Source organism: Enterococcus sp. AZ011 (assembly GCF_050548355.1).
GTDB lineage: Bacteria > Bacillota > Bacilli > Lactobacillales > Enterococcaceae > Enterococcus > Enterococcus faecalis.
This window is the reverse complement of record NZ_CP172959.1, coordinates 1,419,602-1,443,846: the sequence shown is the minus strand read 5'-3', so window position 1 is coordinate 1,443,846 and position 24,245 is coordinate 1,419,602. Positions and strand designations below refer to the sequence as shown.

General features: G+C 37.4%; 25 protein-coding genes. 19 read left to right on the top strand and 6 right to left on the bottom strand.

What is annotated here, in order from left to right; all coding sequences use genetic code 11:
- The first annotated feature begins 130 nt into the window (after positions 1 to 130).
- The 6 genes from IGL36_RS06980 to IGL36_RS06955 all read left to right on the top strand — a co-directional run bounded on the left by IGL36_RS06980 (position 131) and on the right by IGL36_RS06955 (position 5,299).
- Positions 131 to 499, top strand: coding sequence for a GntR family transcriptional regulator (locus IGL36_RS06980; protein WP_002357453.1), 369 nt, complete (start codon positions 131 to 133; stop codon positions 497 to 499).
- The gene (locus tag IGL36_RS06975; RefSeq protein WP_002398323.1) at positions 496 to 1,350 is read left to right on the top strand and encodes an ATP-binding cassette domain-containing protein; all 855 of its coding nucleotides are present in this window, start codon (positions 496 to 498) and stop codon (positions 1,348 to 1,350) included. The genes IGL36_RS06980 and IGL36_RS06975 overlap by 4 nt, the downstream gene beginning before the upstream one ends.
- 1 nt (position 1,351) lies before the next feature.
- Positions 1,352 to 2,083, top strand: a complete 732-nt coding sequence (locus IGL36_RS06970) for a hypothetical protein (RefSeq protein ID WP_002398322.1) — start codon at positions 1,352 to 1,354, stop codon at positions 2,081 to 2,083.
- Between the two features lie 192 nt (positions 2,084 to 2,275).
- The gene (locus IGL36_RS06965; RefSeq protein ID WP_002357457.1) at positions 2,276 to 2,956 is read left to right on the top strand and encodes an ABC transporter ATP-binding protein; all 681 of its coding nucleotides are present in this window, start codon (positions 2,276 to 2,278) and stop codon (positions 2,954 to 2,956) included.
- On the top strand, positions 2,957 to 4,240 hold the full coding sequence (locus IGL36_RS06960) for an ABC transporter permease (RefSeq protein ID WP_002398320.1): 1,284 nt from the start codon (positions 2,957 to 2,959) through the stop codon (positions 4,238 to 4,240).
- A 90-nt stretch (positions 4,241 to 4,330) separates the two neighbouring features.
- Positions 4,331 to 5,299, top strand: coding sequence for an NADP-dependent oxidoreductase (locus IGL36_RS06955; protein WP_002398318.1), 969 nt, complete (start codon positions 4,331 to 4,333; stop codon positions 5,297 to 5,299).
- Between the two features lie 79 nt (positions 5,300 to 5,378).
- Here IGL36_RS06955 and IGL36_RS06950 read toward each other — a convergent pair whose 3' ends face one another.
- The 4 genes from IGL36_RS06950 to IGL36_RS06935 all read right to left on the bottom strand — a co-directional run bounded on the left by IGL36_RS06950 (position 5,379) and on the right by IGL36_RS06935 (position 8,319).
- Positions 5,379 to 5,981, bottom strand: coding sequence for an alpha/beta hydrolase (locus IGL36_RS06950; RefSeq protein ID WP_002361880.1), 603 nt, complete (start codon positions 5,979 to 5,981; stop codon positions 5,379 to 5,381).
- A 12-nt stretch (positions 5,982 to 5,993) separates the two neighbouring features.
- Positions 5,994 to 6,956 (bottom strand): ring-cleaving dioxygenase, encoded by a 963-nt coding sequence (locus tag IGL36_RS06945; protein ID WP_002381868.1) that lies wholly within the window; start codon positions 6,954 to 6,956, stop codon positions 5,994 to 5,996.
- Between the two features lie 10 nt (positions 6,957 to 6,966).
- On the bottom strand, positions 6,967 to 7,395 hold the full coding sequence (locus IGL36_RS06940; protein ID WP_002398317.1) for a MarR family winged helix-turn-helix transcriptional regulator: 429 nt from the start codon (positions 7,393 to 7,395) through the stop codon (positions 6,967 to 6,969).
- A gap of 129 nt (positions 7,396 to 7,524) precedes the next feature.
- Positions 7,525 to 8,319 carry an SDR family NAD(P)-dependent oxidoreductase gene (locus IGL36_RS06935; protein WP_002398316.1) on the bottom strand — a complete coding sequence of 265 codons (795 nt, stop codon included), beginning with the start codon at positions 8,317 to 8,319 and terminating at the stop codon, positions 7,525 to 7,527.
- Positions 8,320 to 8,515: 196 nt separating this feature from the next.
- Here IGL36_RS06935 and IGL36_RS06930 point away from each other — a divergent pair, with 196 nt between their 5' ends.
- Together IGL36_RS06930 and IGL36_RS06925 are read left to right on the top strand one after the other, a co-directional pair.
- On the top strand, positions 8,516 to 9,268 hold the full coding sequence (locus IGL36_RS06930; protein ID WP_002385886.1) for a DUF7006 family protein: 753 nt from the start codon (positions 8,516 to 8,518) through the stop codon (positions 9,266 to 9,268).
- A 104-nt stretch (positions 9,269 to 9,372) separates the two neighbouring features.
- Complete coding sequence (locus IGL36_RS06925) at positions 9,373 to 10,095, top strand: TraX family protein (RefSeq protein WP_002357468.1); 723 nt, start codon at positions 9,373 to 9,375, stop codon at positions 10,093 to 10,095.
- Between the two features lie 59 nt (positions 10,096 to 10,154).
- On the opposite strand, the gene IGL36_RS06920 is transcribed toward IGL36_RS06925, so the two are convergent.
- Positions 10,155 to 11,186 carry a YdcF family protein gene (locus IGL36_RS06920; RefSeq protein ID WP_002398315.1) on the bottom strand — a complete coding sequence of 344 codons (1,032 nt, stop codon included), beginning with the start codon at positions 11,184 to 11,186 and terminating at the stop codon, positions 10,155 to 10,157.
- A gap of 282 nt (positions 11,187 to 11,468) precedes the next feature.
- On the opposite strand from IGL36_RS06920, the gene ptb reads away from it, so the two are divergent.
- The 7 genes from ptb to IGL36_RS06885 all read left to right on the top strand — a co-directional run bounded on the left by ptb (position 11,469) and on the right by IGL36_RS06885 (position 19,336).
- Positions 11,469 to 12,290: a branched-chain phosphotransacylase gene (gene ptb / locus IGL36_RS06915; protein ID WP_002405354.1), complete on the top strand. Its 822-nt coding sequence runs from the start codon at positions 11,469 to 11,471 to the stop codon at positions 12,288 to 12,290.
- A gap of 18 nt (positions 12,291 to 12,308) precedes the next feature.
- Positions 12,309 to 13,391, top strand: coding sequence for a butyrate kinase (gene buk / locus IGL36_RS06910; RefSeq protein ID WP_002398312.1), 1,083 nt, complete (start codon positions 12,309 to 12,311; stop codon positions 13,389 to 13,391).
- A 5-nt stretch (positions 13,392 to 13,396) separates the two neighbouring features.
- Positions 13,397 to 14,806 (top strand): dihydrolipoyl dehydrogenase, encoded by a 1,410-nt coding sequence (lpdA, locus tag IGL36_RS06905; protein ID WP_010716999.1) that lies wholly within the window; start codon positions 13,397 to 13,399, stop codon positions 14,804 to 14,806.
- A gap of 10 nt (positions 14,807 to 14,816) precedes the next feature.
- Positions 14,817 to 15,809 (top strand): thiamine pyrophosphate-dependent dehydrogenase E1 component subunit alpha, encoded by a 993-nt coding sequence (locus IGL36_RS06900; protein ID WP_002398310.1) that lies wholly within the window; start codon positions 14,817 to 14,819, stop codon positions 15,807 to 15,809.
- 21 nt (positions 15,810 to 15,830) lie between these two features.
- Entirely contained in the window at positions 15,831 to 16,817 is a 987-nt protein-coding gene (locus IGL36_RS06895) for an alpha-ketoacid dehydrogenase subunit beta (RefSeq protein WP_002357475.1), read from the top strand.
- A gap of 23 nt (positions 16,818 to 16,840) precedes the next feature.
- A complete protein-coding gene (locus IGL36_RS06890; protein ID WP_002398309.1) occupies positions 16,841 to 18,139 on the top strand; it encodes a dihydrolipoamide acetyltransferase family protein in 1,299 nt (432 codons plus the stop codon).
- Positions 18,140 to 18,283: 144 nt separating this feature from the next.
- On the top strand, positions 18,284 to 19,336 hold the full coding sequence (locus IGL36_RS06885; protein WP_002384478.1) for a PTS sugar transporter subunit IIC: 1,053 nt from the start codon (positions 18,284 to 18,286) through the stop codon (positions 19,334 to 19,336).
- A gap of 8 nt (positions 19,337 to 19,344) precedes the next feature.
- Here IGL36_RS06885 and IGL36_RS06880 read toward each other — a convergent pair whose 3' ends face one another.
- Positions 19,345 to 20,235 carry a LysR family transcriptional regulator gene (locus IGL36_RS06880; protein ID WP_002357478.1) on the bottom strand — a complete coding sequence of 297 codons (891 nt, stop codon included), beginning with the start codon at positions 20,233 to 20,235 and terminating at the stop codon, positions 19,345 to 19,347.
- Between the two features lie 176 nt (positions 20,236 to 20,411).
- On the opposite strand from IGL36_RS06880, the gene IGL36_RS06875 reads away from it, so the two are divergent.
- The 4 genes from IGL36_RS06875 (at position 20,412) to dprA (ending at position 24,173) form a co-directional block, all read left to right on the top strand.
- The gene (locus IGL36_RS06875) at positions 20,412 to 21,353 is read left to right on the top strand and encodes a 2-dehydropantoate 2-reductase (RefSeq protein ID WP_010716997.1); all 942 of its coding nucleotides are present in this window, start codon (positions 20,412 to 20,414) and stop codon (positions 21,351 to 21,353) included.
- 275 nt (positions 21,354 to 21,628) lie between these two features.
- A complete protein-coding gene (ylqF, locus tag IGL36_RS06870) occupies positions 21,629 to 22,480 on the top strand; it encodes a ribosome biogenesis GTPase YlqF (protein WP_002357480.1) in 852 nt (283 codons plus the stop codon).
- A gap of 1 nt (position 22,481) precedes the next feature.
- The gene (locus IGL36_RS06865; protein ID WP_002357481.1) at positions 22,482 to 23,249 is read left to right on the top strand and encodes a ribonuclease HII; all 768 of its coding nucleotides are present in this window, start codon (positions 22,482 to 22,484) and stop codon (positions 23,247 to 23,249) included.
- A gap of 60 nt (positions 23,250 to 23,309) precedes the next feature.
- Entirely contained in the window at positions 23,310 to 24,173 is an 864-nt protein-coding gene (dprA, locus tag IGL36_RS06860; protein WP_002382350.1) for a DNA-processing protein DprA, read from the top strand.
- Positions 24,174 to 24,245: the final 72 nt, after the last annotated feature.

Sequence of the window (24,245 nt, the reverse complement as noted above, 5' to 3'; positions counted from 1 at the left end):
AACTCAAAAGTATAGCCATTGTTTTCAAAGAAAAATTTCTTTGGAAACAATGGTTTTTTTATTGACAAAAGAATTTCTAGGATATATAGTTAGTTACATAAGTAGTTAACCGTTTAAGCGAGGTGTAAAAATGGAATTTAATTTTTCGGGGGAAAAGCCTTTATTTCAGCAAGTAGCCGATCAGATTGCCGAAGGAATTTTTAATGGCGCTTACTTAGAAGGCGAACAAATTCCCTCAACCACAGAAATATCAAAAAGTTATCAAATCAATCCAGCCACCGTTTTAAAAGGAATGAATTTATTAGTAGAACGACAGTTGATTGAAAAGAAACGGGGGATTGGCATGTTTGTTTTACCAGGCGCTCAAGAGAGAGTAAGAAGTGCACGGAAAGAAGAATTTTTAAATAAAGAAGTCTTAGAAGTTGTCGCAGAAGCTAAAAAATTAGGGATTACAGCTGAACAATTAAAACAACTAATTGAAAGAGGGTATGACGCATGAGTTTGCGGGTGGAATCAGTAAGTAAAAAATATCATCAAAAACAAGCACTAGATAATATTTCAATTACTTTTGAAAAAGAAACGATTTATGGGCTCTTAGGCAGAAACGGGGCTGGTAAAAGTACGTTATTAAATATCATAAATAATCGAAGTTTTGCCACTTCAGGTTCCGTTCAATTGGCGGGAGAAACAGTGACCGATAATGAGGCTGCTTTGACTCATATTTACTTAATGAGTGAAGATAATTTGTTTCCTCCTCAGTTAAAAATTAAAGATATTTTTAAAACGACTGAGGGTTTTTATGGATCCTTTGACTGGTCTTTAGCCGAACAAATGTTAAGCGATTTTGGTTTAGATAGTAAAAAGACATTCAAAAAATTATCAACTGGTTATCGGAGTATTGCTAAACTAATAGTGGCGCTATCCGTCCCCTGTGAGTATATTTTTTTAGATGAGCCAGTCTTAGGTTTAGACGCCAATCATCGGGAATTATTTTATACTTATTTAATTGAGACATACCAAGAACGTCCCCGTACGTTTGTGATTTCCACCCATTTGATTGAAGAAATTGCGAATTTATTAGAAGATATTATCATCATTGATCAAGGAAAATTGATTCGCGCAGAATCTATTGAAACAATTTTGAAAAACGGTCGCATTGTTTCTGGGCCGAAAGAACAAGTAGAGCGCTATACTCAGTCATTGGAAATCTTAGGCATGGACACTTTAGGTGGGGCAGTTACGGCTTACGTGTACGGCGACTTGCCGACTGAAAAAGCAGAGGTTCAAATTGCGCCGCTAAATTTACAAACATATTTTGTGCAATTAACCAATAGAAAGAAGGAAAAGTAAAATGAAATTTAAAACAGCTTTGCAGTATCGTGTTATTTATCAAGTCCGTTCTTTAGCAATTTATTTTGGCTTTTATGCTTTGTTCGGCATTCTTTTTCCTCTTATTGGCTTGCTCTTTTCTAACGACGTAAATACTGTCAGCTCTGATGCAGTAATTCCTTGTCTGGTTTTTATGGGGATACTATCATTTTTAGGGGTAAACACAGATTTTAAACTGTTTATTCAAAACGGGCTTTCCCGCTGGACGATTTTTTTGGTGAATTTTGTAAGTAATGCTATTTTATCTTTGGTTGGATCCTTGGCTGTACTTGTACTGATTAAAGTATTTAGCGGCAATTTCATTTCTCATTTTCAATTATCAATGAAATTAATTGATGTCTATGCGCAAGGAAACTTTTTCATGTCGTGGTTGCTCTTTTTTATCTTACTAATGCTTAGCGGCTCACTTGGTTTGTTAGCAGGTGTCTTTAATGATCGGATAGATGGCGTAAAAAAACTCATTGTTTTATTGCTGTTATTAATGATTCCTATTTTACTGGGCACGATTGCACAATTAGGGGGGGCACCAATGCGCCTGAGAATGCTCCACGTCTTGCAAACAATGGTGGGTTATCAATCCACTGGTTTTACTGTCCTGCCACTTCTTCTGACAATCAGTTGCTTTGTTGGCATTAATCTTGGTTTGGCCTATTTATTGAATAAACATCGTGAAATTAAACGCGTAAATGCATAACTAATTAATAAGAACATGTTCAATGAGGTGAATTTGGAACATGTTCTTATTGTTTTAATTAAGAGATACATCGGAAGTACCATGACAAAGGAAAGGGCTTCCGTCAAAATAGAAAGAGAAGAAAGGAGTATGAAAAGAGTAAAAAACTTTGTAAATAAGTAAACGACAAAGAATGAAAAATGGAGGGGTAACATGGCGGTAATTGAAGCAAAAAATATTAAAAAAAGTTATGGAAAGAACGAAACAAAATTTGATGCGTTAAAAGGTGTTGATTTAAAAGTTGAAAAAGGTGAATCTGTGGCCATAATTGGTAAAAGTGGCTCTGGGAAATCAACATTTATGCACATTTTGGCATTGTTAGATCAACCAACTTCAGGAGATATTTATTTAAATGGTAAAAATGTTACTAGTATTAGAAAGAAAGTGCTGAATAAAACGAGAAATGAAGAATTTGGTTTTGTTTTTCAACAATTCTTTATGAATGCCAAGGATACAGTTTTAAATAATGTTCTTTTACCATTAAAAATTGGTGGAATTTCCGGTAGCAAAAGGAAAAAGATGGCTTTAGATGCGTTAAAAGCAGTCGGTTTGGAAGATAAAGTTCAAAACAAAGCGAATAATTTATCTGGTGGTCAAAAACAACGGGTATGCATAGCGCGTGCTTTAGTTAATAATCCGCAAATTATTTTTGCGGACGAACCTACAGGGAATTTAGATTCTGCCACTGGGAAGAAAATTGAAGAATTATTATTTGATTTAAATAAAAATAAAGGAATTACCTTAATTATTGTGACACATGATCCAGACTTAGCAGCACGTTGTGATCGGCAAGTTCATGTTCGAGACGGCTTGATTGTAGGAGGAGATGAGTAAATGAAATTTAGAGATATTTTAAAATCAGCTAGTACCAATTTAATGCGTAATAAAGGTCGAACCGTATTGACCATTATTGCAATCTTTATTGGAGCATTTACCATAGCTTTAACTACAGGAGTCAATATTGGTGTAAATGATTATATTGACAAACAAGTCGGTAGTGTCGGTGGTGCAAATCAGCTATTTATTCAGCCAAAAATGGAGATGAATGTTGGTAACGGAACAGAACCAAGTAAATATAATCCAGAGAAAAAAATCAGTACGATTCAACAACAAAGTATGCTTGCTGAAAAAGATATTGAGAAGATTAAAAAAATCTCGGATGTTACATCAGTGGAACCAATGAAATCCGTTGCTATCGATTATATAAAAGGATCAGATAAGCATAAATATGTATTTTCAGCTACTTCTGCGCTAGATGAGATGACCATTGATTTAGCGGCTGGCCGTAAAGTTTCGCAAACGAGCCAGGACTTCGAAATTAATTTGTCACCAGAATATGTAAAAGCGCTCGGCTATACATCTAGTAAAGCTGCCGTGGGGGAAACAGTTCAATTAGGTATCTCAAGTTCCTTGAAAGGACAAGAGCAAGTTATTGAAGCAAAAATTGTTGGCGTTAGAAATGCCAGTGTCATTCAAAATGGGCTCTCGCTGATGAATAAAGCATTGATTGATAAAGTTGTCTCAATCAATCAAGCAGATCTTCCAGAACATTTAAAAAATCAATACGCGATGATTATTGCTGAAGTTAAAAAAGACAGCACGCCAGAGCAGATTAAGGACATCAAAAAAGATTTAGACAAAGCTGGCTATTTAGCGACTACTGTCGAAGATGAAATTGGCATGATTCGTAATATAATCAATGCAATCACTGGTGTTTTAACCATGTTTGGTGCAATTGCCTTGTTAGCTGCAAGCTTTGGCATTATTAACACGCTGTATATGTCTGTCCAAGAAAGAACGCGAGAAATTGGTTTAATGAAAGCCATGGGTCTTAGCAATGGGAAAGTCTTTACAATTTTTAGTGTTGAGGCGGCTTTAATTGGCTTTTTTGGCTCAATATTAGGCATTTTAGGAGCTGTTGGGGTTGGAAATTTAGTTAATCGTTTGGCAACGGATTCTTTTTTAAAGGCTTTAACAGGATTTAAATTAATTCAATTTTCATTGCCATCTTCACTAACGATTATCTTAGTTATTATGTTTATTGCTTTTTTAGCAGGAACTTTACCAGCTCGAAGAGCAGCAAAATTAGATCCAATTGAATCTTTACGTTATGAATAATAGACTAAAAACAGCTACTTTCTCTCAATTTAACTAAAGCATATTCTTATATAAAAAGAAGGCAATAGGCGTATACTAAAAGTGTGAAAAATGAAACAAATGAGAGGAAGTTGGTTTATGAAAGCTGTTATGATTAATCAGTACGGAAGTAAAGAGGTACTTGAAGAAGCAGAAGTAACACTGCCAGAATTATCGGAACATCAAGTGTTGGTAAAAGAATACGCGACATCAATTAATCCGATTGATTGGAAATTGCGTGAAGGATATTTAAAACAGATGTTTGATTGGTCCTTTCCGATTATTCTTGGTTGGGATGTCGCTGGTGTGATTACAGAGGTGGGGAGTCAAGTAACGGATTGGCAAGTTGGCGATAAAGTTTTTGCTCGTCCTGAAACTACTCGTTTTGGTACCTATGCAGAAGTAACGATTGTGGATGATTATTTATTAGCAAAAATCCCTGAAACAATTAGCTTTGAAGAAGCGGCTGCCGTTCCGTTGGCTGGTTTAACCGCTTGGCAAGCATTGTTTGATCATGGTCACCTTAAAGAAGGAGAAACTGTTTTAATTCATGCGGGTGCAGGTGGGGTCGGTACTTATGCGATTCAACTAGCAAAAGAAGCGGGCGCACATGTCATCACGACCGCTAGCGCAAAAAATCATGCCTTACTGAAAAAAATTGGTGCAGATGAAGTGATTGATTATCATACAACGAATTTTGCAGAGGTATTAACTGATGTTGATTTGGTTTTTGATACAATGGGTGGTGAGGTTCAAAAAAATAGTTTTGACGTCTTAAAACCAAACACAGGTCGTCTTGTTTCAATTGTGGGCATTGAAGATAAACAATTGGCAGCCGAAAAAAATATTTCTGCTGAAAGTATTTGGCTTCAACCAAATGGAGAACAATTACAAAAAATTGCTGATTTGATGGCAGCTGGAAAAGTGAAATCAATTATTGGTGAAGTTTTCCCTTTTTCTAGACAAGGGATTTATGATGCACATGCACTCAGTGAAACGCACCATGCAGTTGGTAAAATAGTTGTTCAAATGGCAGAATAAAAAGAAGATCAGACAGTGAATTATCTTAAAATAGAAAAAGTGGGTCCTAAGTCATTTCGACTTAGGACCCACTTTTTTGTTAAGAGGACAGATGTGCCAACCAAGTTTGTGTTTCCTTAATTTCTTGATAGGTTAATTGATGACTTTGTGTCCAAACCTCTTGTACGGTTGCTCCATGATTCTGAAATAATTGAATCACACGCATACTCTCAGGAAGTGGGACAATCGGGTCATGCTCTCCTAGAGATAATAAAACAGAGGTGTCGGTCAAGTCTGGTTGATTGGTCAATTCAACAGGAAACATGGGATGATAGAGGACAGCTTGATGGTAACTATCGGGATGAGTAAGCAATAATTGAATAGCGATATTGGCCCCATTTGAATAGCCAATAAAAATAATTTTATCCAATGAAAATTGATGCTCGTTAGCGGCTTGTTGAATAAACTTATGAAGCGCCTCGCCGCGTTTTTCTAGATCTTCTAAGTCATAATGACCTTCCGCTAGGCGCTTAAAATAACGATTCATTCCATTTTCTGAAACATCACCACGAATACTTAGCACAGTAGCTTGTTTATTTAGTTCTTGAGCAATTGGCAGGAGAGATGTTTCATCACCACCTGTACCGTGAAGTAGCACAAAGACAGGTGCTTCAGGATGTCCTTTTTTAAAAATTGAATGCATGTTTTTTCCTCCTTAGGCTCGTTTTGTATTGAACGGCTTGATAACACTCTCAATATACTCACGACGGTTTTCTAAAAATGGTGCAAGAGATAACTTTTCTCCTAATGTTTCGTAAGGTTCATCCCCCATAAACCCTGGTTCATCGGTGGCTAATTCGACTAAAATATGCCCAATGCGAACATACAATGATTCAAAATAATAACGATCGACATAGCCAGAGTTTTGTAAGCCTAAATGATCAAAGAGCGCTTGCCAAGTCCCAAGTGATTTACGATCCGCTAGGCGGAATGCAACGTGATGTACTTCACCATATCCTTGTTGCGCTTGTGAGCTAGTATCATCGTCTACCAAAACGACTTGGGCACCATTGCCACCTTGGCCAACTTCTAGTAAATAGCGATTGCCTTCTTGTGCCACTACGTGAAAGCCTAGAATTTCTTCAAAGACTTCTTTGAATTCATGAAAATAGGAAATAGCTATTTCGACAGGTCCTAAGCCATAAATCGCAAATTCTGTTGGAACAGGTCCTTTTTTCCAAGGGGTGCCCGCTGCAACGCCCTGATTTAATTCATCAGAGATTAATTGATACGCTTGATCATCAAAATCCCAGAAGCGAAGGACTTTTTTGCCAAATTCTTCAGAAATACCTGTGTGTTTGACCGCAAATTCATTAAAGCGATTTTCATAATAAGTCAAAGCTGCATCTGAAGGAACCCGGAACCCTGTTCTTGAAATTGTATTGGTTCCTTTTAATCCTTTAGGGTTATTGGGAAAATCGAAAAAGGTCATGGTTGTACCTGGTGTACCCAAATCATCAGCAAAATAGGTATGGTAGGTATAGATATCATCTTGATTCACTGTTTTTTTGACTAAACGCATCCCTAAAACGTCTGTAAAGAAGTGATAGTTTTTTTCTGCATCACTTGTCATAGCTGTAACGTGGTGGATTCCTAATAATTGATCTTCTTTTTTCATCATTATTTCCTCATTTCGTTTCATTTGTTATTTTTCGTAAAGTTTTTTGAAGAAGTGTTAATTCTTCAGAAGAGAGTTGTTCAAATGCTTCTGCAATTCGCTTTGCATGCGTCGGGAAAATTTCTTTAATTAATGTTTTTCCAGCTTCTGTTAATTCAACGTAAGTAATGCGTCGGTCTTTTTCACTGGGGGTGCGCGTTACATAGCCTTTTTTATGTAATTGGTCAATAACATAAGTGGTGCTACTGCTAGCAATTAAAATTTTCTCCTTAATTTTTTGGATGGTCTGAGGACCTTTATGGAGTAACAGCTCTAACACTGAAAATTCTGTAATGTTTAAGTCATAACAAGTGACATCTTGCTTGGCAAGTTGCTCTAGTCGATGGCTGGTTCTTAATAAACCGATATAGGCTTTTAAAGCTTCTTGCTGTTGGCTCATTGTTTCACCTCTTTTTTATTTCGAATTCGAGATAAATATAACTTACTTTTGGTAAGTAATCAATTAATATGCTTAAAAAGACAGCCAGCAAAAAATGTGAATTTTTGCTGGCTGTCTTTTTTGTTTATTTTAGAATATTGTTGGAACTAAGCCGCCATCGATTCTTAAGGCTTCTCCTGAGAAGGAAGAAGAATCTGGGCTGGCCACAAAGGTAACAAAACGACCAATTTCTTCTGGTCGAATGAGCCGTTGGATTTGTGAACGAGAACGATGATTTTTCATGAAATCTTTTTCCCAATCCTCTTTGGGAATGTCTGAATCAGCGTACATATCTTCCAACATTTTTTCTACACCTTCGGTAAGGGTTGAGCCAGGCATAACCGTGTTAACGGTGACATGTGTGCCGACAGTTAAGTTGGATAAACTTTTAGCTAAGGAAAGATTCATCGTTTTTGTCATGCTATATTGGGGCATTTCGCCAGAAGGCATCACCGCTTCTTCGCTAGCGATGAAAATAACGCGACCAAAATCTTGTGCAAGCATTTTAGGTAGATAAGCTTTTGCTAATGCATTGCCTGACAACACGTTCACAGTAAAAAATTTTTCCCAAGTGGCATCATCGATGTCCCAGTATTCCATTGGCTCAAAAATCCCCATATTGTTCACTAAAATGTCGACTTTAGGGAATTTTTCAAGCAAAGTAGCTCGTTGACTTTCAATGGAAATATCGGCAGTCCCTGCTTGAGGATGAGTGTCTGGAAACATTGCTTGTATTTCTTCAACAACTTTGATTACTTCGGCTTCATTGCGACCATTGATAATGACATCGGTCCCTTCACGAGCCATTTCAATCGCAATTGCTTTGCCAATTCCTTTGGTTGAACCAGTAATTAATGCTAATTTATTCGTTAAGTGTAAATCCATTTAAATCCCTCCAACGTTTGTCTATCTCTAGTGTAGGTCTTTTTCTGGACTTTTAAAAGGAAAAAATTTTTTCGGCCCTCGGGAAACAAGCCCCAATAATTACTTAACAGCTAGATTTTCACTTTTTGGGCGTAAAACGAGTAATTATTGTCAGTAAAAAAGCGTCACTTTTTTGATAGAATAACTAGAGACGAAATTGGCTAAGACCAATTTTGTAAAATTGTACATAAAAAAGAAGAGTGGGAATGCTATGAAGAAACAATATTACTGGAATATACCCGATAACTTACTAAACTCGTTAAAACAGCGGAAAAAGTTATACAACTTTTATAAAAATGAACAAAATAAGGCAAGAGAATTAGTAGAAAATTGTCAGTCGGTTCTTTTTCCTGAATTAGTCGCTTCGCTGAATAAAATAGATGAGCGGATTAAATTATTGATATTCTATCAAAATTTAGAAGATTGTGAGCTTTCAGAAGAAGAAATTATTACTGTGATTGAGCGAGAATATTTTGTGACTTTTTATGAAACAATTGAAGAACCGACCACTGAAATTATTAGTAGTCATTCCATGTATTATTTATTGCAACAGCCGACTAAAGAAATGCTTTGGGATTTAGACTTTAGTAACATGTTAAAACAAGGTCAGTTAGTTGATTTAATGGATTACCAAAAATTGACCAAATGTTATCAAAAGCTACAGAATCAAGCTAAAAATTTGATTGAAAAATTAAATAAAGAAACATTTTACACATTTTATAGTCAACTTTTATTGATTGATTGCCAATGCAAATTATTAATAGAAGAGGCGCTTCTGAAAGAAGAATCATTGATGACGGTCGATGAATGCTTAATAGCCATTAAGCAAGAAATTCGAAAAATTCATTTTGAACAATTTAAATACCAACATTATTTATTCGAAGATTTATCTTTGCGGTATCAAGTTTAACGAAAGTGACAAAAAGAATGGTTGAATCTAACAAGAATGTTCGTTGTTTTCTGTTATATAAAAAGATATGATAGTTTCTGTAGAAAAAATAAAGGAGACGATTCATGAACGCAAATCGCTTAAAGTTATTGATGATGGGGTTAATGGTTCTTGACCATATTAGTTATTTTGTTCCGCCAGAATGGGCACTGATTTTTCATGTAATTACTCGTTGTGTCGGTGTGTTTTTTGGTTACATGGCTGTAGAAGGTTTCAACTATACACGGAATGTTTATCGCTACAATGGTCGTTTGTATATTTGGGCAGCAATCATGTTTGTTGGAAATACGCTTCTAAATCATTTAGTGAATAATCCAGCTGTCGCTGTTCACAACAATATTTTCTTCACCTTAGCCCTTGGTGTCAGTATGTTAATTGTGACAAAAGCGATGCTAGAGATGCCAAAAATCAGTTTAAAAATTGTTTTATTGATTAGTATATTAGCAATTTTAGGAATAGGAGCAATGTTTGCTGAAGGTGGCATTGTGATGTTACCTTTTATGTTGATTACGTATTTAGCCAGAAAGAGACTTGTCTTACGGAACTGTTTATATGGTGCATTAGCGCTCTTTTTCTTAGTTACAAGTTTTCAATGGTTGGGAGATTGGCCAACGACAATTGAAATGTTAGCTTATAATTCTGATTTTATGTTTATCACTGTGTTACCATTTATATCGCTTTACAATGGTGAGAGAGGGAGCAAAGCACCATTTTTCAAATATTTATTTTACGGATTCTATCCGCTTCATTTATGGCTGATTGCATTGATAGCCAATTACGTTCATTAAACCTTTTTATATTAAAAGAATAAAAACAGCGGCTCACAAAAATGTGAGTCGCTATTTTTTTAGATGGGTAAGATACTGATTCCTAAAAGAAGAGTGACAAGTAGAAAAACAAAAAGCACAATTCGCTTATCATGAACCAGTAAGGCAATGTATTCTCGGATTAGAGCAGTTGGTAAAAAATATAAGGCAGTTGGCGCCCCGACACCTTCAGCTTTTAAGCCGACACGATGGGCATACATAGCTCCTCGTAAGACATGATAGTTATTTGTTGAAAAAATAACAGAGGGTTGTTTAGAATCAGACGGCATCTTTTGCCAATCTGCCTGAATTATTGCTTTAGAAAACAACATATTTTCATAAGTGGTTGTGGATTGGTCCTCCATCAAAATTGCTTCTGCAGGAATATTTTGTGAAAGTAAATATTTTTTCATTGCGAAAGCTTCGGCCACAGGTTCGTCAGGACCTTGACCCCCGCTGACTACAAATTTAGCGGTGGGATTTTTTTCATAATATTCAATCCCTTTATCTAATCGACTCTTCAAAAGTGGAGGTACTTCCTCGCTACGAATTCCCGAGCCTAAAACAATGATATAGTCAACCGCTTTTTTTAAAGGAATCATTTGGTACATCCATGAATACAAGACGTAAGCAGCAAATAGAAAGGTCAGCAAAAGATCCATTAACAATAGAAAAAGTAAGAACAGAAAAAGGACATAGGGTACTTGCATTGTGCCAATCGATAATAAATAAAGAAAGGCTGGTAAAGCAATTAATAAGTTCAACCCTAAGCCCGCCGACAATTTAGCCGTGACACTTTTGCCTTCTTTCGTTTGCATCGTACGTGAGTTAAAAATAAAGTAAAGGCAAATACCGATAAACACAGCGGGAATTAATAGATAAGCAATGGCTAAGGTAATGAGGTCGCCATTCTTAAAATGTAAATAAATTTTGTCTAGTCCGATAAATAGTAAGGTGACTAATGACAATAAGGTGCCAGAAGCCAGAGTGATACCGCCGAGGATACTGCGGTTATTAATTTTTAATATACCAAATCCTAGTAGGGCGATAAACAAAAAGAATAGTAGTGCCATTTAATTCCTCCTAAAAATAAGTATCTAAAGTATAACATGGTTTAGAATCTGACATGAATAAACAGCTGTGCCGAAGCATAAGTTTTCCTTTCATTCTTAGAAAAGAAGTTTTTTCATGAAAAGTAAATTAGATAACAATTGTTTAGAGAAAGAAAAGCTTGATTTACTAAGCTTTTCCTTCTCTATAAAAAATATTAATAAGGACATAAAAATTAACAATTTGTATGCGCTTACATACTAAGGTAGATTTAAAGTGTAAAGAAGAAAAAATGAGGTGAGAAAATGATCACTGTTTCAATTGCAGGAGGTTCACAACCAGAGATTTTACAGCTAGTTAAAAAAGCGCTAAAAGAAGCCGAGCAACCGTTGCAGTTTATTGTATTTGATACAAATGAAAATCTTGATACTGAAAATCTCTGGAAATATGTTCATTGCTCAGATGAGGCCGCGGTAGCACAGGAAGCTGTCAGTCTAGTTGCAACCGGTCAAGCACAAATTTTATTGAAAGGAATTATTCAGACTCACACATTACTGAAAGAAATGTTGAAAAGCGAGCATCAATTAAAAAATAAACCGATTCTTTCCCATGTAGCAATGGTGGAGCTGCCTGCGGGAAAAACCTTCTTGTTAACCGATTGTGCGATGAATATCGCCCCCACTCAAGCGACACTCATTGAAATTGTTGCAAATGCTAAAGAAGTCGCCCAAAAATTGGGACTGCACCACCCGAAAATTGCTTTGTTAAGCGCAGCGGAAAATTTTAATCCTAAAATGCCTTCGTCTGTTTTAGCAAAAGAAGTCACGGCACATTTTAATGATCAACAAGAGGCTACGGTTTTTGGGCCACTTTCGCTTGATTTAGCGACCTCTGAAGAAGCGGTTGCGCATAAACGTTACAGCGGTCCTATCATGGGGGATGCAGATATTTTAGTGGTCCCAACTATTGATGTTGGTAATTGTTTATACAAATCATTAACCTTGTTTGGGCACGCAAAGGTGGGAGGAACGATTGTTGGCACAAAAGTCCCAGTCGTTTTAACATCTAGAAGCGATTCAACAGAAAGCAAATTCCATTCATTAAGATTTGCCATGAGACAAGTTTAAAAAAAGGAGCAGAAAACAATGGAAACAGTATTGGTTATTAATCCTGGCTCGACCTCCACTAAGTTAGCGCTTTTTGCTAATCATGATTGCTTGGCGGAAGAAACGCTTAGACATAGCGTCCAAGAATTGGCACCTTTTGAAAATGTTGTCAGTCAAACATCATTTCGAAAACAAATGATCGCGGAATTTTTAGAAACACATAACATCACACAATTAGCCGCTGTCGTGGGGCGTGGTGGTTTGCTTAAGCCTATTCCTGGCGGTACGTATCTTGTCGATCAACAAATGCTAGAAGACTTGCGGACAGAACGCTTTAATACCCATGCTTCAAATTTAGGGGCGATTTTAGCTAATGAGTTTGCAGAAAAATATCACGTGCCAGCCTTTATTGTCGATCCTGTTGTTGTAGATGAGCTACAGCCATTAGCCAGGATTTCCGGATTAAAAGGCATTCACCGGCGTAGCGTTGGTCACGCCTTAAATCAAAAAGCGGTCGCTCGAAAAATCGCTGAGGATTTAGGAAAAACATATGAGCAAAGCAATTTTATCGTTGTTCATTTAGGTGGGGGCATTAGCATGGGGGCGCATCAAAAAGGCCGCATGGTGGATGTGGTAAATGGGCTTGATGGTGAAGGTCCTTATACGCCAGAACGCAGTGGTGCCTTACCGCTCGTTGAATTTGCGCAATGGATACTTGAACAGGAGTTAACGATTAGCGAAGTGAAAAAGCTAATTGCGGGGAATAGCGGACTTAAATCATACCTAGGTGAAACAGATTTACGGCATATCCAAGCACAAATAGCTGCAGGTAACCAAACAGCAAATTACTATTTAAAAGGAATGTGTTACCAAATCGCAAAAAGTATTGGCGAGATGGCCGTGGTTCTTGAAGGCACAATTGATGCAATTATTTTAACAGGGGGCGCAGCCTATTCGCAAACCGTTGTTCAAGAAATTAGTCAAAAAGTCACTTGGATTGCACCAATTAAGGTTTACCCAGGTGAAATGGAGATGGCTGCTTTATATGAAGGCGTCAATCGAGTATTAACAGGGGAAGAACAAGCTTTAAATTATAGTGAAGCAAAAATTGAGCAGGAGTGATCAAAATGGCGGAACAAACAGATTTACTGATTTTAGGTGGCGGAACAGGAGGCTATGTAGCAGCAATTCGAGCCGCACAAAAAGGGCTAAACGTGACAATTGTTGAAAAATACAAATTAGGTGGCACTTGTTTGCACAAAGGCTGTATCCCTACAAAAGCTTTATTAAGAAGCGCAGAGGTTTTTGATACCTTAAAACAAGCGGCTTCTTTTGGGATTGAAACAGAGGCAGCGTCCATTGATTTTTCTAAAATACAACAACGGAAAGAAGGAATTATTGAGCAGTTACACAAAGGTGTTGAAGGCTTATGCAAGAAAAATAAAATCAAAATTTTAGCAGGCGAAGGTGCGATTTTAGGTCCCTCTATTTTTTCACCAGTCTCTGGCGCAGTGGCAGTTACGTTTAATGATCCAACACGGGAAGAAGAAATTATCGTTCCTAAAAATGTCATTATTGCGACAGGCTCTAGTCCTAAAACGTTACCTAATTTGCCACTGGATGAAGAATTTATCTTATCTTCTGATGGGATGCTTGAATTAGAAGAGCTACCAGAATCAATTGCAATTATTGGAGGTGGCGTTATTGGTGTCGAGTGGGCTTCTTTATTAAATAGTTTAGGTGTCAAAGTAACTATCATTGAATTTTTGGATCGGTTACTTATAAATGAAAGTGCAACAATTTCTAAAGAATTAAAGAAACGTTTAGAGCAACGAGGAATCAACATTTTATTAGGTAGCAAAGTCCAAGATGCGAAAGTTACCGGGCAGAAGGTTCAAGTAGAAGTTGCAGGACAAGAAAGCCTCGCTGTTGACAAAGTCATGGTAGCAATTGGGCGTCAACCCAATATCAATAAGTTAGGGTTACAGAATACCTCAGTGAAATATACTGACAAAGGCATTGAAGTAAATGAATTTTATCAAACCACAGAAGGACATATTTATGCGATCGGTGATTGTATCGATACACTCCAACTAGCCCATGTGGCTATGAAAGAAGGAGAGTTAGCTGTTCAGCATCTTTTAGGCGAGACAGTTGAACCTTTAAATTATACAAACGTGCCTCGAGGTGTTTATACAAATCCTGAAATAGCAAGTGTCGGCTATACTAGAGAAACTTTACCAGCAGATAAAGAAGTAGTGATTGGCACCTTTAATTTTAATGGTAATGGTAAATCACTTGTTTATGGAGAAACAGATGGCTTTATAGAAGTAATTCGTGACAAGAAGACCGATGATTTATTAGGGGTTTCTATGATTGGCCCACATGTCACGGATTTAATTGCCGAAGCAAGTACTGCCATGTATTTAGATGCCGCGCCCATTGAAATTGGTGAAGCAATCCATGCGCATCCAACAATGACAGAAGTATTGCAAGAAGCAGCCTTAGATACTTATGGCTTAGCGATTCACAAATAGAGAAAGGTTGATGAAAATGAAAGCGCTTAAAAAATCAGGTTTATCAAAAGAAGAATTGATTCAGGCATATCGTGAAGTACTAAGAGGACGTCGTTTAGACGAACGGTTGTGGCAATTAACAAGGATTGGTAAGACCTCTTTCAATATTTCTGGTCAAGGGGCAGAAGTTGCACAAGTAGCGATGGCGATGGCTTTTGATCCTCAAAAAGATTATTTTTTACCGTATTATCGTGATATGACCGCGTGCTTGGTTTGGGGCATGACCTCCAAAGATATTTTAATGGGTTCTTTTGGAAAAGAAGCGGATCCTTCTTCCCATGGTCGTCAAATGCCGAATCATTATGGTTCAAAAGAGCATAATATTGTTTCCTTCTCTTCAACAGTAAGTACACAAATGCCATTAGCGACAGGTGTTGGTTATGCAGCGCAACTTCAAAAAGCTGATTTTGTTGCATTGACCACCACTGGGGAAGGCTCTGCCAATCAAGGAGAAGTCCAAGAAGCTATGAACTTTGCAGGCGTAAAAAAATTACCCGTCATTTTTGTTGTTGAAAATAATGAATATGCGATTTCTGTCCCAATTGAAGAACAGTATGCCAATAAACGAATGGCCGATCGCGCGAAAGCTTATGGCTTTGAAGGTGTGACCGTTGATGGTAGTGATTTTACTGCAGTCTATCTAGCATTTAAAGAAGCAGTAAAAGCGGCTCGCGGGAAAAAAGGACCAAAATTGATTGAATTAATGGTTTCTCGCTTGACTTCTCATTCCGCTGACGATGATCAATCTGTTTATCGTTCAAAAGAAGAAATTGAAGAGATGAAAAAGAACGATGCAGTGAAGCTTTTTGAAAAACAATTATTAGAAGAGGGCTATTTAACAGACGAAGACATTGCCAAAATTGATGAAGAAATTCGTGCAGAAATCAATCAAGCAACGGATGAAGCAGAAGCAATGCCAGATCCTGTACCGACATCAATTTTAGAAGAAGTGTATGCAAAATAAGAGAAGAGGAGAAGAAATATAATGGCTGAGATGACTTATTTAGAAGCAATTAACTTAGGAATTTCTGAAGAAATGGCTCGTGATGAAAAAGTAGTTATTTTTGGGGAAGATGTCGGCGGCGACAAAGGCGGCGTGTTCGGTGTAACAAAGGGCTTGGCTGCTAAATACGGTGACGAGCGTTGTTTTAATACACCGTTAACAGAAGGCTTAATTGGTGGTTTAGCTGTCGGCTTAGGTTTAATGGGCTATCGCGCAATTGGTGAATTTCAATTTGCGGATTACATTTTGCCTGCAACCAATCAATTGTTATCAGAGGCTCGGACAATGCGCTATAGAACAAAAGGCGATTGGACTGCGCCAATCGTTTATCGGACCCCTTATGGCGGCGGTGTTCGTGGTGGGCTGTATCATTCTCAGTCTACAGAAAAAGTTTTTTGTGGACAACCAGGATTAAGAGTGGTGACCCCCTCTAATCCTTATGATGCAAAAGGGATGATTAAAGCAGCGATTCGTTCCGATGATCCAGTCATTTTTTACGAACATAAGCGTTTATATCGTTTACTAAAAGATGAAGTGCCTGCAGATGATTATATCGTACCAATTGACAAAGCCAATGTCGTTAGAACGGGTAGTGATTTAACCGTGATTAGTTACGGCATGACCTTGCAATTAGCTTTAGCTGCGGCGGAAAAACTAGCCGCTGAAGGAATTGATGCCGAAATCGTCGATGTTCGCTCGTTATATCCTTTAGATCGCGAAACATTAGTGGCTGCAGCTAAGAAAACAGGGAAGGTCTTACTCGTAACAGAAGACAATAAAGAAGGCAGCGTGATGAGTGAAATTGCGGCAATGATTTCAGAAGATGCTCTCTTTGATTTAGATGCACCGATCCAAAGACTTGCAGGACCTGATTGTCCAAGCATGCCTTATGCATTACCTTTAGAAAGAGAATTTTTAATCAATGAAGAGCAAGTATTAGCAGCAATGAAAGAATTAGCAGAATTTTAATTGAAGCAAGGAGGAAAAAATAAATGGCCACAAAAGAAATCAAAATGCCTCATCTAGGCGAAAGTGTCACAGAGGCAGCCATTGTTCAATGGTTAGTTAAACCAGGGGATTCAGTGAAACGCTATGATCCCTTAATGGAAGTCGTTTCTGATAAAGTCACCACGGAAGTCCCATCAGATTTTGATGGCGTAGTAAAAGAATTTCTGATTTCTCTAGATACAGATGTGCCTATCGGAACAGCGGTGATGACGTTAGAGACAGAAGAAACAACCGAAGAAACAGAAGTAGCTAATTTAGCACCAGTGAAAGAAGCAAGTGCGGAACAAACACAAGAACATGAAACCGCTGCAACAACAAGTACTGAGACGCCCCATCAAAAAAATAATGGTCGTTATTCCCCAGCAGTCCTTAAAATTGCCCAAGAAAAAAAGATTGATTTAACACAAGTTACAGGGACAGGTCGTGATGGTCGAATTACTAGAAAAGATGTTACAAACTTTACACCAACACAGGCAAGAACACCTGAGCAAGCAGTGAGTCCAGGAACTAGCCCTTCAATTTCAGAGGAGCCAGTTGCTTCGCAAAATGAAAGCGCCACAATAGCTAGTCCAACTGAAACAACCACAGATAAAATTGTCTCTGCAGATCCTGTACGTAAAGCAATTGCTAAAAAAATGGTCCAAAGCGTCAACGAAATCCCTCACGCTTGGTTAATGGTGGAAGCGGATGTGACCAACTTAGTCCAACTTAGAAATTCATTAAAAGATGAATTTAAACAACAAGAGGGCCTATCTCTAAGCTTCTTCCCATTTTTTGCCAAAGCAGTCATTCAAGCGTTAAAGAAAAATCCAAAAATCAATACATCTTGGGATGATGGCTCAATTATTTATCATAAAGATGTTAATTTATCCATAGCTGTAACGACAGACGAGCATCTTTATGTGCCAGTGATTCAACAAGCGGATAACTATTCGATTGCAGGGCTAGCTAAAGAAATCAATCGCTTGGCACAAGAAGTCCGACAAGGAACGCTGGCAAGCAAGGAAATGCAAGGAGGGACCTTTACCCTTAATAATACTGGGACACTAGGTTCCGTCCAATCGATGGGAATTATTAACCATCCACAAGCTGCGATATTACAAGTAGAGTCAATTAATAAACGCCTTGTGCCAACCGCAGATGGAGGCTTTAAAGTGGCAGATATGGTTAACTTATGTCTTTCTATTGATCATCGAATTTTAGATGGACAACAAGCAGGTAAGTTCTTGCGAGATGTTAAAGATAATTTAGCGAAATATAATGCGGATACGGATGTATATTAAAAATCGTTCCTTGCTTTAGTTAAATAAAAAGCGCCTCAAAGAAATAAGCGCTCTTCTTTGAGGCCGCTCTTTATCTAACAGAAAGTTCAATCATTCTCAAACTTATTCTAAAAAAAACAAAAATAATCAATAGGAGTGTTGAAAATGCCCACTGATAAACTGGATGCTCAATTAACCCCAAGAATATTTTTTAACAAAGTGTTAGCTGGAACAGCTTCCGGCACCATTATCGCCTTAATTCCCAATGCTGTATTAGGAGCCATTTTAAAATATTTTGCAGAATACAAGATTATCGAAATGATTATTCATGCGGCGCAAATTTTCCAACTAGCCACCCCTTTAATTATTGGTGGACTGATTGCTTTTCAATTTGGCTTAACGCCACAGAAAATGATGATTGCTGGCGGTGCAGCATTTGCTGGCTCTGGCGTGATTAAATTTAATTCAGAAGTGAAAGGCTTTATTGGTGCAGGCACTGGTGACATCATTAATATTATGATTACCGCTTCTGTTGCAGTCTTACTTTTATTAGTCATCGATAAAAAATTCGGTTCAGTGGAAATCATTGCTTTACCGATCGTTGTTGGAGTAGGTGCAGGCTTGTTTGGCATGTTGATTTACCCATATGTGACACAAATCACGGTCGCCATCGGGAAAGTGATTAACAATTTTACTGATTTTCAGCCAATTATCATGAGTATTTTAATTGCTTGTTCATTTGCTGCACTGATTATTTCGCCAATCACTACTGTGGCAATCGGTTTGGCGATTCAGTTGAATGGCTTGTCTGCAGGTGCTGCTGCAATGGGAATTGCAGCCACAACTGTTGTTCTTGTGATTAATTCTTGGAATGTCAACCAATCGGGAGTGACACTGGCTGTCTCTTTGGGCGGCATGAAAATGATGATGCCTAATTTATTTAAATACCCAATTATTTTAATTCCTTGTTTATTTACAGCGACTATTTCAGCAATTCCTGTGGTTCTATTCAACATTTCAGGAACCCCACAATCGGCTGGATTTGGCTTGGTTGGACTCGTGGGACCACTTGCTTCATTGGATGCGGGCTTAGGGATCTTACCCTTACTCTTTTCTTGGTTTGTTGTTCCAATTGTCGCGGGTTTATTCTCAAAATTCTTATTTGAAAAAGTGTTGAAACTTTATGATAGTAAAGTCGTCTTTGCTTATCAAGGCTAGATTATCCATTAATTTTCTTTAATGATTTGGATAAAATCTCTAACATCTTCTGTCATACTAAAATCGCGGCGCAAAGCAATGCCGATGGGGAAATAGTCAAACTTATCTTTTAAAGGAATCCATTTCAGTCCCTGACTTTTTCCCACTTCATAATATTCAATCGGCAGCAAACAAATCGAATTATTTTTTTGCAAACTATAAAGAAGTACTTGTAAATCATCGTTATGCAAAATGATATTCGGCTCATAACCGAAGCTCCGAGTCCGATCTAGTAGTAGGCGACCAATCATAAAATTATCACTTAACGATGAAAATCGTTGATCTTTCAAATCTTTAAAAGTTAATTTTTCATATTGGGAGAGAGGATTTGATTCTGGTACCACGACATAAACATGGTAGCCTTTGGTAGTCGTTTCTAAAGGTTCAATATGAATAATTTCAGGTAAGGTATTTGGGAAAGAAATTAGTCCCATATCAATTTCTTTATTTGCTAACATCGTTTGTAATTTTGGCGAGCCATCTTGCTGTAATATTAAATTCACATGTGGATGGGTTGTTAAAAATCGTGAAATTTCTTTCATAAATTGTACAGCAAATAAAGTAGTTAAGCCTAAACGCAATTGCTTTTTAACTGGTTTCTGGTTCATTTCACGAATATCTGTTACCAATTGATCGAATTGAAAAACAACTTCTTGGCCATGTTCATATAAATAAACACCAGTATCGGTCAATTGAAACGGTTGATCAGAATGATCAAACAACGCTGTGCCTAACTCAGATTCCATTTTTTTCAATGCTAAAGAAAGTGTTGGTTGGGTGACAAATAAATTGCGAGCGGCCGCCGATAAACTGCGGGTATTAACAATTTCAATGAAGTACTTTAAAAGCTGAATATTCATCAGAAACTCCCTTTCTTTTTAAAAGCGCTTACACAAATGCGCTTGGATAAAAAATAACAAATAGATCACTTATAATATAACATATGTTTTGCCTTTTTATTGCTATAAAAGTAAGAGATAGAGATTTTCTTAGCAGATTTTTACCTAAAAATAAAAAATTGAACGGAGGAAAAGAAATGAAGATTATTATCGCAGGTGCTGGCGCTATGGGCAGTCGCTTTGGACTAATGTTACATCAAGCAGGAAATGATGTTATTTTTGTCGATGGTTGGCCAGAACATATTGAAGCAATGAGAAAAAACGGGTTAGTTGCTGATTTTAATGGCGAAGTGGTGACCGCTAAAATTCCTATCTATCCTCAGACAGAAGTAGCAAGCATCGATTTTACAGCAGACTTAGTTATCCTATTTACAAAAGCAATGCAACTGGCAGGAATGCTTGAAGCATTAGAACATTTCCTTAATAAAAATACGAAAGTTTTATGCTTGTTAAATGGAATTGGGCACGAAGATATTATCAAAAAATACGTGCCTTACGAAAATATTTTATTAGGAAACACAATGTGGACCGCTGGGTTAGAAGGACCGGGCAAAGTAAAATTATTTGGTAATGGTTCGATTGATTTACAAAATTTAGGGGCGCAAAGTGAACAAGCAGCAGAAGCAGTCATTAAGGTATTAAATAACGCTGGCTTAAATGCTCGTTATTCTGAGAATATTTTATCATCCATTTATAAGAAGGCCTGTGTGAATGGAACAATGAATGGTTTATGTACTTTGTTGGATTGTAATATGGCAGACTTTGGCGAAACAGAGCAAGCAGATCAAATTGTTCAACAAATAGTTAATGAATTTTTAGCAGTCGCTGAAGTGGAACAAGTTACGTTAGATAAACAAGCAGTGCTTCAACAAATCCGCTCGTGTTATAATCGAGAAACAATTGGTTTGCACCATCCATCGATGTATCAGGACTTAATAACCAATCATCGTTTAACCGAAATTGATTATATCAATGGAGCAATTGTTCGCAAAGGGAAAGTCTATGGGATTGCTACACCGTACTGTCAGTTTTTAACAGAGTTAATTCATTGTAAAGAAAATTTACTTCATGCTAAATAACAAGTAAAAACAGAAATATTCTTGAGTCGGTCTTGAGAAGAGCTTGACCTACTTCTTTCTATACTTTGCCAGTGTACAAGGCTGAGACAAAATCCAAAGTGAGTTTGTCTCAGCTTTTTTGTTTTTTAAAGAACACTACAGAAAATAAATCAAATCCGTGAAAAATATGTTAAACTAGAGAAGGTGTTTTTTCGCAAGAATCTACGCGGAACACAGGACTCGTTGAAGAATTGAATCAAAGAAACAATGTGTTAAAGAAGGGATTTGAACAGATTATGACCATTCAATGGTTTCCCGGCCATATGGCCAAAGCAAGAAGAGAAGTTTCTGAAAAAATCAAATATGTCGATATTGTATTTGAACTAGTTGATGCGCGGTTACCGCTTTCTTCCCGTAACCCAATGATGGACCAAATTGTCCAACAAAAACCACGATTAGTCCTTTTAAATAAAGGGGACTTAGCAGATAACGACCAAAATAAAAAATGGCAACATTACTTTCAAAAGAAAGGATACCAAACCCTAGTCATCAATGCCCAACAAAATAAAGGAATCAATAAAATTGTGCCAGCAGCCAAGGAAGCGTTAAAAGAAAAATTGGCTCGTGAACAGGCGAAAGGCTTGAAACCGCGTGCGATTCGCGCCATGTGTATTGGGATTCCCAACGTTGGTAAGTCAACCTTAATGAATCGTTTAGTCGGAAAAAAAATTGCGCAAACTGGGAACAAGCCAGGCGTGACAAAAGGACAACAATGGTTACGCTCTGGTTCCCAATTGGAATTACTGGATACACCAGGGATTCTCTGGCCAAAATTTGAAGATGAAGAAATTGGAAAAAAATTAGCTTTAACTGGCGCTATAAAAGATCAATTATTGCATCTAGATGATTTGGCGATTTATGGATTAGAATTTTTTGCACGTTTTTATCCGCAACGTTTGACGGAACGATATGGTTTAACAGAGGAAGAGCTATTTTTACCTGCCCCAGAACAATTGATGTTAATTAGCCAAAAACGTGGTTTTAGAGATGATTATAATCGAGCCAGCGAAATGATTATTTTAGAAATTCGCAGTGGAAAATTAGGTACGTATACTTTGGACCGCTGGGAAGAACTAGGAGACGAATAACATGGCAAAAGAGTCGATTCAGGCAATCAAAGAAGCGTTGTTAACTGTCACTGATGCAACCGATGAACGATTAGCAAGCTGGCGAGAAGATGAACGTTCAGGAGTGCAACAAGCGATCAAACAATGGGAACGTCGCCAGTTAGCCAAAGAAAAAGAGTGGCAACTTTTTAAAGAAATGAGTCAATTTGAGGAAGCGGCCTATAAAAAAGGCCATCGTTTAATTGCAGGAATTGATGAAGTAGGCCGCGGACCATTAGCTGGCCCTGTTGTGACAGCTGCAGTTATTTTACCGAAAGATTGTCAATTATTAGGCTTAAATGATTCAAAAAAACTATCTGCTAAAAAACGGGAAACGTTATATAACCAGATTCAAGAACAGGCTGTCGCTATCGGGTTAGGTATCGCTGATCAAGGAGTCATTGATCAAATTAATATTTATCAAGCAACTAAACAAGCGATGAAAATGGCAATTGACGATTTAGCTTTTGCACCAGATTATTTATTAATTGATGCAATGCAGTTAGACGTTCCCCAACCACAAGAAAGTTTGATTAAAGGGGATGCACGCTCCATTTCGATTGCAGCAGCCAGTATTATTGCAAAAGTAACAAGAGATCGATTAATGGAAGAATATGATGAATTATATCCTGGATATGGATTTAAAAACAATGCAGGCTATGGAACAAAAGAACATCTTCTCGGGTTAGAAAAATACGGTGTAACACCCATTCATCGACGTACGTTTGCGCCAATAAAAGATATGATTTAAAAATAAAACACTTTTTTTACGTATTCTTATTTTAAGAAGATGTGAAAGAGGTGTTTTTTGTTGGAAATTTTACAACGACAATTATTATTTAAATTAGCGGTATGCCAAGGAATTGGCAATTTAGGTATCTTAAAAGTGTTACAAGAAGCTATCGCACAAAAGCGTGTTGATTTTTCCAGTACAGAAATTATTAGAATTGCTGAAATCAAGAAATATCGTGAATTATTTGAACAATCTTGGTTACACCATACGATTCATAGTGAAGCGTTATATATACGACAATGCCAACACCAATTTATGACAATTTTAGATGCCGTCTATCCTAAATTATTACGAGAAATTTATAATCCACCAGCAATTCTTTTTTATAGAGGAAATTTACAATTGTTAAGTAGAAGGAAAATTGGCATCGTCGGCGCTCGCTATGCCACTTCGTATGGGTTAAGAGTGACTGAAGCTCTGGTTCCTAAAATAGTCAAAGAAGGATTCACAATCGTCAGTGGTCTTGCCAAAGGCATTGATAGTCGTAGCCATGAGATGGCCATCCAGAACGGGGGTCAGACAATTGGAATTTTAGGCACTGGATTAGATGTATATTATCCGTATGAAAAGAAAGAATTACAGCAAACTATGAAGCAGAATCAGCTTGTTTTAACAGAATATGTGAATGGGAGTGGGCCGAAAAAATATCATTTTCCTGCACGTAATCGCATTATTGCTGGATTATCTTTAGGGGTCTGCGTGATGGAAGCTCGTAAGAATAGTGGCTCTTTAATTACTGCACAAGCGGCGATGGATTACGGGCGCGAGGTATTTGCCGTACCGGGAAGTATTTTCCAGTCTTTTTCAACAGGCTGCCATGAATTAATTCAGGACGGCGCTAAATGTGTTCAGACAATTGATGATATTTGTGAAGAATTGTGACTTTTACTAATTGTGAATTGACAACCTACGTTCACTTCGGTACTATTTAATCAGATTTTAATCTTTTGGTTG